Source organism: Cobetia sp. MC34 (assembly GCF_018340035.1).
GTDB lineage: Bacteria > Pseudomonadota > Gammaproteobacteria > Pseudomonadales > Halomonadaceae > Cobetia > Cobetia amphilecti.
The window spans coordinates 1-14299 of record NZ_JADPPY010000007.1; the positions used below are offsets into that span (position 1 = coordinate 1).

The following is a 14299-nucleotide window of genomic DNA, read 5'->3' on the forward strand; positions in this document are numbered from 1 at the left end:
CGCCGCTGTCGCTGGTGGTGCGGTGGCCGCTCAGCTCGACACGGACAGAGCCGTTGCATGAGGGCGTCCAGGTCGTTAGGGTTTCACCCATGGCGAGTGGTCCTCTTGAATCGTGTTCTGGCAGGAACATCCTGATTCTACAAGAGAAAACCACTCGCCATCTTCGTTTTCAGGTCGGCCTCATGAATAAGCCGGGTTAAAGACTCATCTATGTCATATTGTTATTTTGCTGCTTGGTGCTGGTGCAGCAATATGTCCTGTGCAAAGCATGATTTATCATTGGTAAGTATTTTTTCTTTTTTAGCTGCACTAGGTATTTCAATCCTTATAGCAGTGAAGCGGTATGAGCGAAAATGGTATGGCGCAAGAGCTGTAGCTGAGTCAGTTAAAACGGCTACTTGGCGATATATGATGCGGGCAGATCCTTTCCTAGACGCTGCGTCAATATCAGACGCTAATAAGAAATTCACGGACTTGCTTGTTGAAATCTTGAGGTCTAATAATCAAATAGGAGAGATTCTTTCAGGTCAAAGTTGTACTAATGATCAAATTACCAGTAGTATGATGCAAGTAAGGTCTCAAAGTTTGACTGATAGGAAAGCTTTTTATCTTCAAGAGCGTATCGATGATCAATTAGTCTGGTATGAGAAGAAGAGTAAGCAGAATAAACGTAAAGGAAGTATCTTCTTTGGACTCTTGATCTTTGTACAATCCATAATTATTGCTCTTATGATTACCAAAGTGGTTGCACCTAGCTTCTTGGATATATGGCCTGTTAGCATGCTTGTTGTTGCTGCAAGTTCAATAACAGTGTGGATGCAATTAAAAAGATTTAGAGAAATAAGTTCAGCATATGCACTAACAGCTAATGAAATTGGCATTATTAAAACAAAGCTTCAGTACTCTAATACTGATTCTGATTTTTCAGACTTTGTCCGAGATGCTGAGAATGCATTCTCAAGAGAGCACACACAATGGATAGCTAAAACTGAAGATAGTGTCTCGCCTCACATCCCCTGATGCCGACACGCCAGCGCCATGTGATAGACGATTTCATCGGCTAGGGCGTTGTCGAGGGTGCGTTCAAGATCGATGATCAGCTGGTTGGGGTAGTAGGCACTGAGGTCCAGCCCGACGCCGAGGCCGAGGATGGCCTGGCGGCCGGAGCGGGTCTGTTGCGCGACCACCTGCTTGAGGTGGCTGTCGAGGTACTGTTCATCATTGGCCATGTTGGTGGCGCTGTCACAGGGGCTGCCATCGGAGATGACGACCAGCAGACGGCGTGCGCCTTCGTCGGCAGGAGTGTTATCGGCGAGTCGTGAGCAGGCCCATTGCACGGCTTCGCCATCCACGCCTTCGCGGTAGAGATCGGCCTTGAGCAGGGCGCCGAAGTTGCGGCGCGCACGGCGCCACGCCAGTGAGGCTGGCTTGAAGACCAGATACTGCACTTCATTCAGGCGGCCCGGACGCGCGGGCTTGCCGGCGCGTCGCCAGTCCTTCAGGGCGCGGCCGCCATTCCAGGCGCCAGTGGTGAAGCCGAGCACCTCGGTGGGCACACCGGCCATGTCGAGCGCGCGGGTGAGTATCTCGATCAGCATCGCCACCGCCTCGCCATGCACCTTCATCGAACCGGAGCAGTCGATCAGGAAACTGACCTGCGCACTGGCCTCGGGCACCCAGCGCTCGCGCTGGAAGACCCGCCGCTCGGCCGGCGAGGAAATCACCTGACTCAGCCGCCGCCCATCGATGATTCCTTCCTCCTCCCCGAAGTGCCAGCCCTCACGCTGCGGCGAGCTGAAATGGCGCGCCAGCTGACGTGCCAGGCGCCGCACGTTGATCTTCTGCTCCGCCAGACGCGTATCCAGCGCCTGACGATACTCATCGAGCAGGGCCGCGCGCATGCGCCTGGCCGGTTCCAGCTCGCGGTCATAGGCCGTGGTGAACACCTGATAGGGCAGCAATTCCTCCGGCGCGCCACGCCGATGACTCGGCAGCTGCGATGCCGCCTGCTCCTCGAGCAGGCTCGCTTCCTCATCCTCGTTTTCCAGAAACAGCGCGAAGCGCTGACTGGCCTCAGACTCGTCATCCTCCTCGCCGTCCTGCTCCTCCAGCGATGCGGCCAGTTCCTGCTCCAGCCACAGGCTGATGTTCAGCGCATGCTGCTGATAGGCCGCCTGATCGAAACGCGTGCGTCTCAGCCCCGCCATGTCAGCGCCCAGCGCCTGATAGAAGGAGGCGCGCGTCGTCTCGATGTAATCCTCCGTCTCGTGGATCACCGCACAGGCCATCAGGCGCGACCAGCACGACTGGATGACGCTGTAGATGAGGATGCCGCTGCTCGTCTCGGTCAGGCCCGCGTGATAGAAGGCCAGGCACCAGTCGGTGAAGCGCCGCGCCAGATTCTCCTTCACGCCGGGCATGTCAGGGTCGACCAGCGCCTCGACGCGCAGCTGCTCCAGCAGGTCATAGATCAGGCGGGTTTCCGGCAACGCCGGACGCGCCGCCAGATGCAGCGCCTCGTCGGTGTGGAGCAGGCGCAGCGCGATGGCATCGCTGACCGCGCGATAGTTGTCGAGCGTGCAGTCATCTTCCTCAAGGCGCAGATGCGGGGTGCGCAATGGCAGTGCCTGAGCATGCCGACTCAGGCGCCGCCCCCGATAGGCCCAGCCGGCCTGACCGCTGAGTGCCCCGAGACTCGCAGCCGAAAGCTCCTCGAGATACTGCTGACGACGGCGTACCTGCTGGGCCGCACTCATGCCCGGGCTCCCTTGTCGCTGTCCTGTTCATCCATCAGGTCGCTCTCCATCAGCGCCGCGGATTCCTCAAGCTCCTTGGCGAAACAGCGCTGATAGAACTCGGCGACCAGCGGGCGCTCATGCTCATCGCACTTGTTGAGGTAGGAGAGACGGAAGGCCAGCGCCGGGTTGCGGAAGATCTCGCAGTTCTCCGCCCAGGTGATCACGGTACGCGGCGACATCAGGCTCGACAGGTCGCCATTGGCGAAGCCCTTGCGGGTGAGGTCGGCCACCGCGACCATCGCGCGAATCAGGGCGCGGCCACGCTCGTTGTCCTTGGCGGGCACACGCGCCAGCACGATCTTCACCTCTTCCTCACGCGGCAGGTAATCCAGCTTGGCGACGATGTTCCAGCGGTCGATCTGCGCATGGTTGAGCAGCTGGGTGCCGTGATAGAGCCCATCCTGATTGCCAAGCCCGACGGTATTGGCGGTGGCGAACAGCCGGAATTGCGGATGCGGGCGAATCACGCGGTTCTGATCGAGCAGCGTGAAGTGGCCGTCGCGCTCCAGAATGCGCTGGATGACGAACATCACGTCCGGACGGCCGGCATCGTACTCATCGAAGATCAGCGCGATGGGGCGGGTCAGCGACCAGGGCACGATGCCCTCCTGGAATTCGGTGACCTGCACGCCGTCGCGAATCACGATGGCGTCCTTGCCGACCAAGTCCAGCCGGCTGACATGGCCATCGAGATTGACGCGCAGGCACGGCCAGTTGAGGCGCGCGGCGATCTGCTCGATATGGGTCGATTTGCCGGTGCCGTGCAGGCCCTGAACCATCACGCGGCGGTTGTTGGTGAAGCCGGCGAGAATGGCGAGGGTGACATCGGGATTGAAGCGATAGGCGTGGTCGATTTCCGGTACGTGGGCGTCGCGCTCCAGAAATACCGGCACCTTGAGATCACTGTCGATGCCGAACAGCTCGCGCACGCCGCGCAGCTCAGTGGGCTGCAACTGACCGGCGGGCAGCGGCTGCTCGGCAGAGGCGGCGGGGCCTGCATCGCTGGCAGGGCTTGTATCGCGGCTGGAAGGCGTCAAGGTGGCGTCGCTCACGGGGTGTCTCCCTCGTCATTCTTGTTGGTGGCTGCCCGGCAGACCTGTCGCGGGGAGACAGGCAAAACGGGCGGCGGTAATGCTGTGAATATAGCTTTGTTTCTAAAAATAATGCAAATCGTATCGAAATATGAGATTTGTGATTATTCATTCCCCGCAGGAGCAAGGCAGATGAGCGATACCCTGATCATTGGTGGCGGCGTGATGGGCATGATGATGGCGTGGCAGCTGGCCGAGGCCGGCCAGACGGTCACGCTGCTGGAGCGCGGTCAGTGCGGACGCGAGGCATCGTGGGCCGGTGGCGGTATCGTCTCGCCGCTGTATCCGTGGCGCTATTCGAGCGCCATCTCGTCACTGTCACGTTGGTCAGAAGGCGAATACCCCAGACTTGCCGAGGCGCTCAAGGACGCCACCGGCATCGACCCCGAATACCGCCAGAAGGGCCTGATCTACCTGCGGGTCGAGGATGAGGCGCTGGCGCTGGACTGGGCGCGTACCCAGCACAAGCCGCTGGAGGTGATCGAGCGTGAGGCGCTCTACGCGCGCGAGCCGCATCTGGTCAGTGGCCATCAACAGGCGCTGTGGATGCCGACGCTCGGCAGCATCCGCAATCCGCGTCTCGGTCAGGCGCTGCGTGCGCGTCTGCTGGCGCATCCGCGTATCCGGGTGCGTGAAGACTGTGAGGTCACGCAGCTGGTGCTTGCCACCCCGTCGCGTGTCACGGGCGTCCGGCTTGTTGATGAGACCGTCAGCGCAGATATCGTCGTGGTGTGTGGCGGCGCCTGGAGTGGCAGGCTGCTGGCCGCCGCCGGTGTGCTGCTGCCGGTGCGCCCGGTGAAGGGCCAGATGATGGTGTTCAATCCGGTGGCGGCGGGGCTTTGCAGTGTGGATGTGCCGCTGCTGTCGCGGGTGGTGCTGTGCGATGGCCGCTACGTGATCCCGCGCGCCGATGGGCGGATTCTGATCGGCTCGACCCTGGAGCATCAGGACTTCGACAAGTCCACCACCGCGCAGGCACGTGAGTCTTTGCATGCCAGCGCCGCGAGCATTCTGCCGGCGTTGGGTGAGCTGGCGCCGGAGCATCACTGGGCCGGTCTGCGTCCGGGCACGCCGGATGGCACGCCCTTCATCGGCGCGGTGCCGGGGCTTGATGGCCTCTACGTGAATGCCGGTCACTACCGCAATGGCCTGGTGCTGGCGCCCGCCGCCACGCGCCTGCTCAGCGACATCCTGCTCGGGCGCGAGAGCTTCATGTCAGCGGAGGCCTTCATGCCACCGGGCGTGGCAGCGCCCACGGCCCTCGCAGGTTGAGTCGTCCCAAGGCGGCGCAATGGGACCAGTTGGCACCAGGGCAGCCCCGCTGGTGCCAACTGGCCCAATCGGTGGCAGCCAACTGGTGCTAAAGGGCGGTGCAAGTGTCGGCGTAGTCTCGGGTCATGGCGCAGCGCTTGCTGCCGCTCATCAGCTCAACAACAAGCCCAACAACAAGACTGCGGAGCCCGACCCATGACTCACCAAGCCACCATCGAACTGCTGACCGCCTTCTGCGACGCCCTCAACCGTCACGACATCGACGACTGCCTGTCGATGATGACCGATGACTGCGAATTCCTCGCCATCGCCGGGCCGGAACTCGAAGGCAAGACCTTCGCCGGTCAGGACGCCGTGCGTGCGGGCCTCTCCGCCGCCTGGCAGAACGCGCCGGATGCCCAGTGGATCGACGCGGAAATCTTCGCCGATGGCGAGCGTGGCTTCGTCATCAGCACCTACACCGGCACCACCGCCGATGGCGCGCGCAGCGAAGCGCGCATGATCGACGCCTTCACGCTGCGTGACGGCAAGATCGCGATCAAGAACGCTTTCCGCAAGAACCGTCCGCCCGTCAACGTCTGAGCGCCAGCGGCGCACCGATCAGGGAAGAGGTTTCTGAAGCTGTCTTTGCCTCGGGGGCAGCACGTCATGGCGTCAGATCATGGCGTGCGCCCCGTAGGTGAGAGGAGGTGTTCGAGATGGAAACTATCGTGCAGCACGGCGCCCGGCCGTCGGACATGGGCAACGAATCAGAGCAGCGCCCGGCCACTCAGGCCTCGCGGCCGTATGACCCGGCCTACGACCCGCTGGTGAGCGCCACCCCCGGCGAAGGGCGTGACTACGCGCCGACCTACTGGGTTGCCACCGCCGGTGAGCCGCCGGCAGACGACGGGCCGGTGATGGGCGATATCGACGCCGATGTGGTGATCGTCGGCTCCGGTTTCACGGGCCTGACCGCCGCCATCGTGCTGGCCGAGAAGTACGGCATCAAGGCCACCGTGCTGGAGGCCAATCGGGTCAGCTGGGGCTGTTCGACCCGCAATGGTGGTCAGGCGCAGTGCGCCACCGGCCGCCTCAAGCGTTCGCAGTGGATCGAGCGTTACGGACTCGAGGCCGCCCACGGCCTGCACCGCGAGTGCGTCGAGGGCATGGAGAATTTCAAGGAGCTGATCAAGGACATCGACTGCGATCCGCAGCCGGGCGGCCACCTGTATATCGCCCACCGCGAGCGCATGATGCCGGGGCTGGAGAAGGAAGCACGCCTGTTGCGCGAGACCTTCAATTACGATGCCCGCATCATCGATGGTGCCACGGTGCGCAATGAGTGGGTCGGTGATGAAGAGGCCTGCGGTGCGATGCACGAGCCGGAAGGTATCGGCGTGCACCCGGGCAAGTTGGCCTTCGGCTATCTGCGCAAGGCGCGCCGCCTGGGCGTCAAGGTGCACCCGGCAAGCCCGGTGGAGAGCTGGGAGACCCGCGATGGCGTGCACTATCTGACGACGCCGGGTGGCGTGGTCAAGGCGCGCTCGGTGGGCATGGCGACTGGCGGCTACACCTCCGGCAAGCTGCATCCGGAGCTCGACAAGCGCCTGATGCCGGTGCTCTCCAACTCGCTGGTGACGCGCCCGCTGACGGCGCAGGAAATCGAGGCGACCCGCTTCCATACCCACCAGGTGCTCACCGACACCCGCGTGCTGCGCCACTACTACCGCCTGCTGCCGGACAACCGCCTGCAGATCGGCAGTCGCAGTGCCGTCTCGGGGCGTGACGCGCCCAAGGCGCAGTACGAGCAGCTGCTGATCGCCGACATGCACCGCAAGTTCCCCGCGCTGAGCGGCATCGAGGTCGACTATTCCTGGTGGGGCTGGGTGGATGTCAGCCACGACATGATGCCGCGCATCCATCAGCCGGACCCCAAGCAGAGCATCTATTACGCCATGGGCTATGGCGGCAACGGCGTGATGTATTCCGCCCAGGCGGGCAAGCGTCTCGCCCAGTGGATCGCCAAGGACGCGGCGGACCTGGTACTGCCGATCTTCCAGTCACGCCTGCCGTACCCCAATGTGCTCAACAAGGTCGAATCCCCGCTGTTCGCACCGTTCCGCCGCACCGGCCAGCGTTGCCTGTATCGCTGGTACGCGATGAAGGATGAGGCGCAGTAGGTGTGACTCGCCACTGATGCCACGATGACCCGAATGCTCCCGCATTGATCGCGTTTCATGATCGGTGCGGGAGCACTTTTCTTATCCAGAAGATAATCATTGCGAGTTATCGTTGCTTGGGAATGGCGCAGGGTTTGCCTCAGCCATGGTCGCTATGGCGGCTCGCCTCGCCTTTCTTCTCCTTGCCTTTCATCTCCTCGCAAGGGGCAGGCTAGCTGGCGCGCTGCCGACGTGATGCGCCGTGGGGAGTGGGCAGGGCGGGCTGAGGGGGTAACGACTGTGCTTGTGTTTCCGGTGCGTCCGTCTTCGTTGCGTCCGTCTCCGGTGCTTCGGTCTCTGTGCCCGCAACTGACGGCGCCTCGTCCATCGCCAGCGGCACCAGCGCGGCCAGCTTGAGGATGCCGGCTTCGATGCGTGCTTCCGGAATCGCCGAGAAGCCAAGCCGGAAGTAGTGGCGGTGGCTGCTGCGATCGCAAAAGAAGTGCAGGTCACCGACCTCGATCAGGATGCTCTGCTCGCGGGCGAGGGCGGCCAGGCGGTGGGCATTCAGATTCTTCGGGCCGTGCATCCAGAAGCAGGAGCCGCCGTAGGTAGCCGGCGTGCTCATCATCGGCAGATGGCGCTGGATGGCGTCACGCATCAGCAGGAAGCGCCGCTGCATCACCTGGTGCATCTGATTGATCAGGCTGTCGTGATAGCCGCGCGCGATGAACAGCCCCACCGCACGCTGATTGTTGGTCGGCGGATGGCGCAGCATCAGGCGGCGCAGGGCGCGGGCCTCTCGAATCAGGGTCGGGTGCGCGACCATGTAGCCCAGGCGCAGACCGGGGGCGAGGGTCTTGGAGAGGCTGCCGACATAGATGACGCGCTTGTGGCGGTCGAGGCTCTTGAGCGCGGGTGTCGGGTTGTCGGCGTAGTTGCTCTCGCTCTCGTAGTCGTCCTCGATGATCAGGAAGTTGCCGGTCTCGGCCATGTCCAGCAGCTGGCGGCGGCGCTCCAGCGGCAGGGTGATGGTCGTCGGCGACTGGTGGCTGGGCGTGACATACACCAGGCGGCAGTCCTTGAGCGATTCCAGCGGCTGCATGCCCTTGTCGTCGATGGGCAACAGCTGGATGTCATCGGTGAAGGTGCTGGCGATGTTGTACATGTCGACGTAGCCGGGGTTCTCCATCGCGAAGCGCTGGCCCTGCTTGAGCAGCAGCATGCAGCTGATCCACAGCGCCTGCTGCGTGCCCACCGTGATCAGGATTTCCTCCGGGCTTGCCCAGACACCGCGGCGGGGCAGCAGCCGCTGGTGAATCTGCTCGATCAGCAGCGGGTCGTCATTGTTGAGATGGTCCACCGACCAGCTGCGAATCGACGGCACGCTCATCGAGTCGCGGCTGCATTCGCGCCAGTGCTGGGTGGGGAAGAATTCCGGGTCCAGCTGGCCATAGAGAAAGGGATAGTCGTACTGGTGCCAGTCGCCGGGTTTCTCGATGGCGCGCTGCACAGAAGGCTTGAAGGCCAGCCGCTCATCCCAGTCGAGGCTGTCGGCCTCGATGTCATTGAGGCGCACCGGCGTGTCGGCGCGACCCTTGAGAATCTCGGGATTGATGAAGTAACCGCTGCGCTCGCGGGCGATCAGAAAGCCGTCTTCCAGCAGCTGCTCGTAGGCCAGCATCACGGTATTGCGCGCGACATTCAGCTCGCGGGCCAGCTTGCGGCTGGAGGGCAGCGCGACATCACGTGGCAGATGGCCTTCGAGAATCGCCTGGGAAATCTGCTCGCGAATCTGGAATTGCAGGCTTTCCTTGCGCGAGGAATCGAGGTGAAACAGCGGGTGGCTCATGCGTGTTCTCTATTGTTTTCGCGAGCGTGTCGTCACGAGGACTTTCCAGCGGAAGTGCCCGTTTTATATGCATTTTCTGTACCTGATTGCCCCGCGGTGCGCCGTCAGTGAGTGGCGCGCGGGACGCTGCCTGCCCTGAGGTGGCAGCCACCGGTACGGCTTCATTGAGGCAGACCCCCGTCGGGAGAGCAATAGCCAGCCGGGACTGGCCCCATCGATGCCGACGGACTGGTTCTATCGAGGAATGGCGCACGGGGAGAAAGTGATCTGGCAGGTACAACGAAAGCACAGTTCAAGCACGACGCGACTTCACACTCCCTTTCCTGGGGCTGTAGATGAGCAGGTGATGGCAATCGTGAATGACATGAGGCGCTGCAAGATAGTGGTGCAGACGCGAAGTCATTGACGATATGAGGTGCAGTACCCCGCTCGCTATCACGCGCAGCCGTCAGGAGCCCGCAACAACAATAACGACGGGACAGACAAGATGATCGACTCGACACAGACCCTTTCAGACCTCCGCTTGCTGACTCGCACTGGCGTATCTTGCACCAGCGTATCTCGCGCCAGCGCCTTCAAGTCCTCGCTGGCCATCGCGGTGGCTGCCGCGAGCCTGAGCATGGCCGCTGGCGCCAATGCCGCAACCTGGAAGATGGCCCTCGGTGATGCGGCCGGCGGCACCCAGTATGAACTGGGCAAGACCTTCGCAAGCCTGGTGGAAGAGAAATCCGGCGGCGACATCAAGGTGGACCTGTTCCCCAACGGCCAGCTGGGCAGCGAGCAGGATACCGTCAACAACGCCAGCATGGGCCTCGTTGACCTGTCCGTGGTGGCGATCAACAACCTGACGCCATTCTCGCCGACCGTCGGCGTGCTGACCCTGCCGTATGTCATCCACGGCCCGGACGATGCCAAGGCGCTGACGCAAGGCAAGATAGGCGATGAGCTGCGCGAGAACACCCTGCGCGATTCCGGTATCCGCATTCTGGGCTGGGCCTATTCTGGCTGCCGCCGTCTGACCAATTCCAAGCAGGCGGTCGCCTCACCGGAAGACCTGGAAGGCATGGTCATTCGCGTGCCCAAGAACGAGATCATGATCTCCTCCTACCAGTCCTGGGGCGTCAACCCCAACCCGCTGGCGTGGTCCGAGACCTTCACCGCCCTGCAACAGGGCGTCGTCGATGGTCAGGACAATCCCTACATCACCATCGATGCCATGAAGTTCTATGAGGTGCAGAACCACGTCACCGACAGCTGTTACGTGTTCTCGATGGAACCGCTGATCATGGGCGAAGGCACCTTCCAGAGCCTCAGCGAAGAGAACCAGCAACTGGTGCTGGCGGCCGGTGAAGAGGCGACGTCGCACAGCTATGACTACCTGCTGGCCACCGAGGATTCCATCAAGAAATCGCTGGTGGAAGAGCACGGCATGACCATCACCCAGCCCGCCAATGACGAGCAGGAATGGATCGCCAAGGCCTCCAGCATCTGGCCGGACTTCTACGACAGCATCGGCGGCCGCGACAAGCTGGTCGAGGTGCTCGAGACCCTCGGGCGTGATCCGTCCACCGCGCCCTGATGACCTCCTGAACGGCTGAGGCTTTCAAGGCCCGCCCGGATTCCCCTGCCTGCCGGCACCTGTCATGAGCATGCCAAGCATGTCGTCGACATGTGATCGCTGGCAGGGGAGACGTGGCGTCAAGTGGTCATCGCTGGCGATGTCGGGGGATGTGTATCCATGCGGGTATTGTTGAAGTTTCTGGATAATATCGAGAACTATCTCTGCCAGTTTCTGCTGGTGGTGTTTGTCATCATTCTCTTCACGCAGATCATGCTGCGTAACCTTTTCAGCTACTCGATTCCCTGGGGAGACGAGTTGGCGACCTATGCCTTCGTGTGGTTTGCCTATCTAGGGGCCGTCTACGCCACACGCATGTCGGCGCATAACCGCGTGACCTTCCAGTTTCGATTCCTGCCGCGTTGGGTGGAAACCCTCTGCGGTGTTCTGACCGATATCATCTGGATCGTCTTCAATGCGGTGTTCATCTATTACAGCTACGACTTCGTGTTCAACAAGATGAATCTGTTCTGGAAGTCACAGACGCTGGGTGTGCCGATGAAGTACTTCTATCTGATTCTGCCGCTGGCCTTTACCGCCATGACGGTGCGCATCATCCAGACCAATTATCTCAAGTTCGTGCGCAAGGAAGACATCGTGGACCCGGATTTCCAGGCAATGGAGGAATTGAAGCAGGGCGGTGACGGCCAGGCCATTGATCCACAGCCCAGTGACAGACAGGAGGGCGGCAAGTCATGATCGATTCCACCATCATCTACATCCTGTTTGGCGTCTTCTTCCTGCTGCTGGTACTGGGCGCACCGATCACCGTCTCGCTGGGTGTCGCGGCGCTGGCGACCTATCTGAGCATCGATGAAAACCCGATGGCGTTCGTGCAGATCGCCTTTACCTCGGTGGGTTCCTTCCCGCTGATGGCCCTACCGGCCTTCATTCTGGCCGGGGCGCTGATGGAGGCCGCCGGCATCTCGCGACGGCTGGTCGATATCGCCGAGGCCTTCGCCGGGCCGGTAACGGGCGGACTTGCCGCCGCCACGGTATTTGCCTGCATGTTCTTCGGCGCGATTTCCGGCTCGGGACCGGCCACCACGGCGGCGGTCGGCATGCTGATGATTCCGGCGATGGCCAAGCGCGGTTACGACCGTGGCTATGCCTCGGCGATCACGGCCTCTTCCGGCGGGCTGGGGGTGGTGATTCCGCCGTCGATCCCGATGGTGATCTTCGGGATTTCCGGCATGGGGCTGCAGCCGCCGCCCGAAGCGGTGGCCATGCACGGTGACTTCCAGACACTGTCGATCCCGAAACTGTTCATCGCCGGCGTCATGCCCGGCGTGGTGATCGCCGGCTTCCTGCTGATGATCAACTACGTGATCTCGAAGAAACGCGGCTATCGCGGGCTGACCAACAGCTGGTCGTGGCCACATATCCGCGCCACCTTGAAGAAGGGCGTCTGGTCGATGCTGGCGCCCTTCATCATCCTGGGCGGCATCTACAGCGGCCTCTTCACGCCGACCGAATCCGCCATCGTCGCCATCGTCTACACCCTGATCGTCGGCATCTTCCTGCACAAGGAACTCAAGTGGAAGCCGACGCTGCGCACCCTGGAGACCACCACCTGGATCACCGGTCGCGTGCTGCTGATCCTGTTCACGGCGACGGTCTTCGGGCGGCTGCTGGTCGAGCAACGCGTGCCGGCCCATATCGCCGAGGGCATGCTGGCGATGACCGACAACCTCTACCTCATCTGGGCGATGATCATCTTCTTCCTGCTGTTCGTCGGCATGTTCATGGAGACACTGGCCGCGATCATGATTCTCACCCCGGTGCTGCTGCCGATCATGTACATGCTGGGGATGGACCCGGTGCACGTCGGCATCGTGGTGGTCTGCGCGCTGGCCATCGGCTTCCAGACACCGCCATTGGGGGAGAACCTCTTCGTGGCCTCGGGAATAGGCGGGGCCTCCATCGAGGAGATATCCCTGAAGGCATTGCCGTTCGCGGCGGGCTCGGTGGCGGCCATCTTCCTGATCGCCTATGTGCCTGAAATCTCGCTGTGGTTACCCAGGGTAATGGGGTACTGAAGCACCACCTGAACGTCAGCCCTGCAACGAATGAGGAGAAGGACGATGCCGGCAGTCAAACGGATTCTGTGTTGTGTGGGCCTGCGAGGAGACTGCGAGCGGGTCTTGGCGCGCTCGGTGTGGCTGGCGGGCGCGACTGGCGCCGAGCTGCACGTGCTGCACGCCGTCAAGTCACTCTCGGATGATGTGATGAACACCCTCAAGGTCAACATCCGTCACAAGCCGACGCTGGAGGGCCTGATGCAGCAGCGGCTCGATCAGGCGAAAGAGAGCCTGGAAAAGATGCTGGAGGACTTCTGGAGCACCCATGACAACGGCGACCCGCGCCCGGTGATCGCCGGACTGAATGTGGTGGAGGGCTACCCGGCCTCGGAGATCATCCGCTACGCCACGCGCCATGACTGCGACATGATCATCATGGCCACCAACAAGCGCGGCTTCGTGGCCTCCTATGCGGGCAAGGTCACCAAGGGGGTGATCAAGCGCGCCAGCATTCCGGTGGTGGTGGTACCGACGCCCTGACCGCAGGAGAGAAACGCTTGAGGGATAGCGGTACTCAGCAATTTGGCAGATGAAAAAAAGTCCGCTGAAAAAAGCTCGCCCCCGCAGACAATCACTGTCTGCGGGGGCGAGCGTTTTGGATCATGGCCCATCGTCAGCGTGGCTCAGGTGTCACCCGGGGCTGGACGGGATCACCTCATGAGTCATGTGCGCACAAGGTGCACGCATCAAAGTGTGCCTTCCAGCTCAGTGGCGATCTGGCGCATCAGCGGCGCCCACTCCAGCAGGGAGTCGATGGAGTGGCGCAGGCGCGGCGCGTGGATCGCCAATGTCGCCTGGATCTGGCCGACCTCATCGAAGACCGGCACCGCGATGGCGACCATGCCCTGGATGAACTCCTCATCATCGGTGCTCAGCTGATTGCGCGCCACGGTGTCGAGTGCCTCTTCCAGCGTGGCACGCGAGGTCAGGGTGCAGGGCGTGTGCGCCTCCAGCGCCAGGTGGGCGAGCAGGGCGCGGCGGCGATGCAGCGGCATCAGCGCCAGAAACAGCTTGCCGCTCGCGGTGCAGTGCAGCGGCAGGCGTGAACCGGGCGCCAGCTGGATGCGCACCGGCCAGTTGGTTTCCACGCGGTCGTAATACATCACCTCGTGGCCATCGAGCAGCGTCAGGTTGCAGGTCTCGCCGACTTCCTTCGCCAGCCGTTCCAGCAGGACACGGCGCGGCACCTTGAGGCCTTCATTGGCCAGTGCACCCAGCGACATGCGCCGAAAGCGCGGGCCGGGCAGCAGGTGACGGCCATCCAGATCACGGCTGATCAGCTGCTGTTCTTCCAGCTGCTTGAGCAGGCGATGGACAGTCGGCTTGGGGATGTCGAAGCGCTTCTCGAGGTCGGCGGCGCTGACGGCGTGCTGGGTGGTGACGATTTCTTCCAGCAGGCCGAGTGCGCGAAAGAGCGTCGAATTGGTGGGCGTGTCTTTGCTCATC

12 protein-coding genes are annotated in these 14299 nt (G+C 62.0%); 8 read left to right on the plus strand and 4 right to left on the minus strand.

Annotation, left to right across the window (positions count from 1 at the left end; genetic code table 11):
- Window positions 1-210 precede the first annotated feature (210 nt).
- Complete coding sequence (locus IZU87_RS05535) at window positions 211-1020, plus strand: DUF4231 domain-containing protein (protein WP_283248877.1); 810 nt, start codon at window positions 211-213, stop codon at window positions 1018-1020.
- Here the strand turns inward: IZU87_RS05535 and IZU87_RS05540 are convergent.
- On the minus strand, window positions 1008-2756 hold the full coding sequence (locus IZU87_RS05540; RefSeq protein WP_213113939.1) for a cobaltochelatase CobT-related protein: 1749 nt from the start codon (window positions 2754-2756) through the stop codon (window positions 1008-1010). The genes IZU87_RS05535 and IZU87_RS05540 overlap by 13 nt on opposite strands.
- Window positions 2753-3850 carry an AAA family ATPase gene (locus IZU87_RS05545; RefSeq protein WP_286173893.1) on the minus strand — a complete coding sequence of 366 codons (1098 nt, stop codon included), beginning with the start codon at window positions 3848-3850 and terminating at the stop codon, window positions 2753-2755. The genes IZU87_RS05540 and IZU87_RS05545 overlap by 4 nt, the downstream gene beginning before the upstream one ends.
- 171 nt (window positions 3851-4021) lie before the next feature.
- Here IZU87_RS05545 and thiO point away from each other — a divergent pair, with 171 nt between their 5' ends.
- The 3 genes from thiO (at window position 4022) to IZU87_RS05560 (ending at window position 7323) form a co-directional block, all read left to right on the plus strand.
- The gene (gene thiO / locus IZU87_RS05550) at window positions 4022-5161 is read left to right on the plus strand and encodes a glycine oxidase ThiO (protein WP_213113940.1); all 1140 of its coding nucleotides are present in this window, start codon (window positions 4022-4024) and stop codon (window positions 5159-5161) included.
- A gap of 195 nt (window positions 5162-5356) precedes the next feature.
- Complete coding sequence (locus IZU87_RS05555) at window positions 5357-5743, plus strand: nuclear transport factor 2 family protein (RefSeq protein ID WP_054555520.1); 387 nt, start codon at window positions 5357-5359, stop codon at window positions 5741-5743.
- Between the two features lie 116 nt (window positions 5744-5859).
- Complete coding sequence (locus IZU87_RS05560; RefSeq protein ID WP_225347074.1) at window positions 5860-7323, plus strand: NAD(P)/FAD-dependent oxidoreductase; 1464 nt, start codon at window positions 5860-5862, stop codon at window positions 7321-7323.
- A gap of 211 nt (window positions 7324-7534) precedes the next feature.
- Here IZU87_RS05560 and pdxR read toward each other — a convergent pair whose 3' ends face one another.
- Window positions 7535-9154 (minus strand): MocR-like pyridoxine biosynthesis transcription factor PdxR, encoded by a 1620-nt coding sequence (pdxR, locus tag IZU87_RS05565; RefSeq protein ID WP_213113941.1) that lies wholly within the window; start codon window positions 9152-9154, stop codon window positions 7535-7537.
- A 487-nt stretch (window positions 9155-9641) separates the two neighbouring features.
- Between pdxR and IZU87_RS05570 the strand changes: the two genes are divergently transcribed.
- From IZU87_RS05570 to IZU87_RS05585, 4 genes are all read left to right on the plus strand, one after another.
- Window positions 9642-10733 (plus strand): TRAP transporter substrate-binding protein, encoded by a 1092-nt coding sequence (locus IZU87_RS05570; protein WP_249330452.1) that lies wholly within the window; start codon window positions 9642-9644, stop codon window positions 10731-10733.
- A gap of 159 nt (window positions 10734-10892) precedes the next feature.
- Window positions 10893-11471, plus strand: coding sequence for a TRAP transporter small permease (locus IZU87_RS05575; protein WP_213113942.1), 579 nt, complete (start codon window positions 10893-10895; stop codon window positions 11469-11471).
- Window positions 11468-12811, plus strand: a complete 1344-nt coding sequence (locus IZU87_RS05580) for a TRAP transporter large permease (protein WP_197738683.1) — start codon at window positions 11468-11470, stop codon at window positions 12809-12811. Before IZU87_RS05575 ends, IZU87_RS05580 begins: the two co-directional genes overlap by 4 nt.
- Before the next feature lie 45 nt (window positions 12812-12856).
- Entirely contained in the window at window positions 12857-13333 is a 477-nt protein-coding gene (locus IZU87_RS05585; protein ID WP_213113943.1) for a universal stress protein, read from the plus strand.
- A gap of 206 nt (window positions 13334-13539) precedes the next feature.
- On the opposite strand, the gene IZU87_RS05590 is transcribed toward IZU87_RS05585, so the two are convergent.
- A complete protein-coding gene (locus tag IZU87_RS05590; protein WP_043331346.1) occupies window positions 13540-14298 on the minus strand; it encodes an IclR family transcriptional regulator in 759 nt (252 codons plus the stop codon).
- Window position 14299 lies beyond the last annotated feature (1 nt).

What these genes read in the sequence shown, in the direction of transcription:
- IZU87_RS05590 (WP_043331346.1), bottom strand. Translation starts at nt 14,298, where the DNA reads ATGAGCAAAGACACGCCCACCAATTCGACGCTCTTTCGCGCACTCGGC.
- pdxR (WP_213113941.1), bottom strand. Translation starts at nt 9,154, where the DNA reads ATGAGCCACCCGCTGTTTCACCTCGATTCCTCGCGCAAGGAAAGCCTG.
- IZU87_RS05555 (WP_054555520.1), top strand. Translation starts at nt 5,357, where the DNA reads ATGACTCACCAAGCCACCATCGAACTGCTGACCGCCTTCTGCGACGCC.
- IZU87_RS05580 (WP_197738683.1), top strand. Translation starts at nt 11,468, where the DNA reads ATGATCGATTCCACCATCATCTACATCCTGTTTGGCGTCTTCTTCCTG.
- thiO (WP_213113940.1), top strand. Translation starts at nt 4,022, where the DNA reads ATGAGCGATACCCTGATCATTGGTGGCGGCGTGATGGGCATGATGATG.
- IZU87_RS05575 (WP_213113942.1), top strand. Translation starts at nt 10,893, where the DNA reads ATGCGGGTATTGTTGAAGTTTCTGGATAATATCGAGAACTATCTCTGC.
- IZU87_RS05570 (WP_249330452.1), top strand. Translation starts at nt 9,642, where the DNA reads ATGATCGACTCGACACAGACCCTTTCAGACCTCCGCTTGCTGACTCGC.
- IZU87_RS05535 (WP_283248877.1), top strand. Translation starts at nt 211, where the DNA reads ATGTCATATTGTTATTTTGCTGCTTGGTGCTGGTGCAGCAATATGTCC.
- IZU87_RS05540 (WP_213113939.1), bottom strand. Translation starts at nt 2,756, where the DNA reads ATGAGTGCGGCCCAGCAGGTACGCCGTCGTCAGCAGTATCTCGAGGAG.
- IZU87_RS05585 (WP_213113943.1), top strand. Translation starts at nt 12,857, where the DNA reads ATGCCGGCAGTCAAACGGATTCTGTGTTGTGTGGGCCTGCGAGGAGAC.
- IZU87_RS05560 (WP_225347074.1), top strand. Translation starts at nt 5,860, where the DNA reads ATGGAAACTATCGTGCAGCACGGCGCCCGGCCGTCGGACATGGGCAAC.